This window comes from Streptomyces sp. NPDC001770, from assembly GCF_053596135.1.
The window spans coordinates 1-3,882 of record NZ_JBSFFN010000091.1 but is presented as its reverse complement, the minus strand read 5'-3'; the positions used below and the strand labels follow the sequence as shown (position 1 = coordinate 3,882).

General features: G+C 70.7%; 1 protein-coding gene. It reads right to left on the bottom strand.

Annotation, left to right across the window (positions count from 1 at the left end; all coding sequences use genetic code 11):
* The coding region (locus ACWCSV_RS34430) for an SDR family oxidoreductase (RefSeq protein ID WP_451149179.1) at window positions 1-3,882 on the bottom strand (3,882 nt) is incomplete at both ends.

Sequence of the window (3,882 nt, the reverse complement as noted above, 5' to 3'; positions counted from 1 at the left end):
ACCGCCGCCAGACCCGCCGCAAGCCCACCCGGCTCACTACCGAGCACCACAGCCCGGTGCTCGAACACCGACCGCGTCACCGCCAACGACCAGCCCACATCACCCACCGACAACTCCGGCCGCGCCACCACGAACTCACGCAACCGACCCGCCTGACCCGCCAACGCCGCAGCACTCCGACCCGACACCGGCCAGACCGTGCCCGCCCCGGCGAGAACCGGGGCCTCCGCGGTATCCAGAATCTCCGGGCCCGTCGGCTCGACCACCGCATCGGCAATCGCCGGAGCCTCCTCCACGATCACGTGGACATTCGTGCCACTGATCCCGAACGCCGAGACACCCGCCCGACGCGGACGCTCACCCGCCGGCCACGCCACCGCCTCCTGCAACAGCCGCACGTTCCCCGACTCCCACTCCACGTGCGAAGACGGCTCCTCGGCATGCAACGTCTTCGGCAACACACCGTGCCGCAACGCCAACACCATCTTGATCACACCGGCCACGCCCGCAGCCTGCTGCGCATGACCGATGTTCGACTTCACCGATCCCAACCACAACGGCCGCTCACCCGAACGCCCCTGGCCATAGGTCGCCAACAACGCACCCGCCTCGATCGGGTCACCCAACTCCGTACCCGTACCATGCGCCTCCACCACATCCACATCCGCCGCCGACACCTGCGCATTCGCCAGTGCGGAAAGGATCACGCGCTGCTGCGACGGACCGTTGGGAGCGGAAAGGCCGTTGGAGGCACCGTCCTGGTTGACGGCGCTTCCCCGCAGCACGCCCAGCACCTTGTGGCCCTTGGCGTGCGCGTCCGACAGACGCTCCAACAGCAGCATGCCGACGCCTTCGCCGATGCCCATGCCGTCCGCGCCTTCGCCGAAGGCCTTGCACCGGCCGTCGGACGAGAGGGCCCGCAGCCGGGAGAAGCCGACGAACTCGCCGGGGTCGGCCATCACCGTCACACCACCGGCCAACGCCACCGTGCACTCGCCCGACCGCAACGCCTGCACCGCCTGGTGCATCGCCACCAACGACGACGAACACGCCGTGTCCACCGTCATCGCCGGACCCACCAGGCCCAAGGAGTAGGAGATCCGGCCCGACAGCACGCTGAGTGCGTTCCCGGTGATCAGGTGTGCCTGCACTCCGGCCTCGTCCCCGACTGCTCCGAAGTAGCCGGACGGGGCCGCGCCGATGAACACGCCGGTCGGGGAGCCGTGGAGCGACTGCGGGTCGATCCCCGCACGCTCGATCGCCTCCCAGGAGGTCTCCAGCAGCAGCCGCTGCTGCGGATCCATCGCCAGCGCCTCACGCGGACTGATTCCGAAGAACCCCGCGTCGAACTCGCCCGCACCGCTGAGGAATCCGCCTTCCACAACGTAGGTGGAACCTTCGGCGTCCGCGTCGGCGTTGAAGAGCGCGTCGGCGTCCCACCCGCGGTCGGCCGGGAAGCCGCTGATCGCGTCCCCGCCCGCGACCACCAGGTCCCACAGTTCCTCGGGGGAGCGCACACCGCCCGGGTACCGACAGGCCATGCCGACGATAGCGATCGGTTCCGAAGGCGCAGCCGCTACCGCGACCACCTGGCCCGGCCCTTCCGACCCGAGCAGAGTTGTCAATATCTCGTCAGCCAGCGCGGACGCGCTGGGGTGGTCGAAGACGACGGTGGACGGCAGGCGCATGCCGCACGCAATGTTCAGTCGGTTACGGAGCTCGACGGCGGTGAGCGAGTCGAAACCCAGCTCGCGGAAGGCCCGGCTCGCCACGATCTCGTCCGCCGAATCGTGCCCCAGCACCGCGGCCGCGTGCGAACGCACCAGGTCCACCACCATGCGTCGCCGCTCGGCGGCCGGTGCGTTCGCCAGCCGCGACGCGAGCTCTCCGCGCTCGTCCGCAGCGGTGCCGGCGGCCGTCTCGTCCTGGGCCTCGGGGATGGTGTCCAGCAGCGGGCGCGGACGCGCGGCGCGGAACACCGGCGCGAACTTCTCCCACTCGACGTTCGCCAGGGCGATGAACGTCTCGTCGTCCGCCAGCACCTCCCCGAGCGCCGTCAACGCCCGGTCGGTGTCGAGGAAGTTCATCCCCTGCCGCAGCAGACGGTGCGGGGTCACCCGACCCGGCGCCTGGTCCATCACCGCGTCCACGGCATCCCAGTCACGGGTGTTCCACACACCCCAGGCGATCGACGTGCCCGGCAGGCCCCGGGTACGACGGTCTTCCGCCAGCGCGTCGAGGAACGCGTTGCCGGCCGCGTAGGCGCCGTGGTCGTTGCTGCCCCAGGTCGCCGAGATGGACGAGAAGAGTACGAACTCGTCGATGGGCAGGCCGGTCGTCGCCTCGTCCAGATGTACGGCTCCGACCGCCTTCGCGCCGAGCGCCTCGGCCAGACCGTCACGGCCGGTGTCCTCCACCCGGGCCAGGTACGGCGCGTTGGCCGAGTGAAGGACGGTCGAGAGTCCTGGACCGGTGTTCTCGATCCGCTCGATCATGGCCGTGGTCTGTGCGCGCTCCGTCAGGTCGCAGCTGACGACCTCGACGGCGGAACCCGCGTCCGCCACTGCGGCGGCAAGCTCGGCCACTCCGTACGCGGACGGACCGGACCGCGAGGTCAGCACCACCCTCGGGGCACCGTGCTCGGCCAGCCACGGACCGATGCAGACACCGATCGACCCCGTGCCACCCGTCAGGAGGACCGTGCCACGCGGCGACCAGCCCGCCGACTCGACCCGACGCGTCTCGGCCCGCACCAACCGACGCAGGAACACACCCGAGGACCGCACCGCGACCTGATCCTCCCGGCCACCGGCGAACACACCGACCAGCCGCGCGGCAGCCTCGGCATCCACCACCGGCGGCAGATCGACCAGCCCACCCCACCGGTCCGCGTGCTCCAGGCCCACGGCGCGGCCCAGACCCCACACCTGGGCCTGTACCGGACTTGTCGTCACCTCGCCCGCGCCGACCGCCACCGCACCACGCGTCAACACCCACAGCGGCGCCTTGATCCCGGTCTCGACCAGCACGCGGACCAGGTCGACCGTCCCGGCCAGTCCGCCCGGAACCGACGGATGTCCGACCAGCGGCATCTCGTCCAGGGCCAGCAGCGACACCACGCCGGCCATTCCCTGGTGGAGCGCCGCATCGATGTCTTGCGGTCCGGAGACCGCGACCACGGTGGCACCGTGGTCGGTCAACGCGTTCGCGACCGCTTCCTGCTCGGGGCCGTCACCGACCAGGAGCCAGGTACCCGTAGGAGTGGTGGCCCGGTCCCCGTCGGCCGCCTGCCAGACGATCCGGTAACGCCAGTCGTCCGTCGAGACGTTCGGACCGTCGGCCTGAACCGAGGCCACCGCACCGAGCCAGTAGGGCCGCCGCTGGAAGGCGTAGGTGGGCAGGTCCACCGCCGTACCACCGCCCAGAAGCGCGGTCCAGTCGACCGGAAGGCCCCGCACGTACGCCTCGGCGAACGAGGCCATCAGGCGTTCGGCGCCACCGTCGTCCCGCCGCAACGTACCCACCACCACCGGGGACCGCTCCTCCAGGGCGTCCCCGATCGCCGGCACCAGCACCGGATGCGGGGACACCTCCACGAACACCCCATGGCCCGCCTCACCGAGCAGCCGGATCGCCCGTTCGAACTCGACGGTCTCCCGGAGCGACGCGTACCAGTACGCCGGATCCAACTCCGGACCCGCCAGCCACTCGCCCGTCAAGGCCGACACCATCGGGATACGCGCCTCAGCAGGCGCGATGCCCTCCAGGACGGCGAGGATCTCCTCCCTCAGCTCGTCCACGTGCGCACTGTGCGAGGCGTAGTCCACCGGAATCATCCGCGCACGCGGCGACTCCCCACACGAATCAGCCAGCTCACGCAAC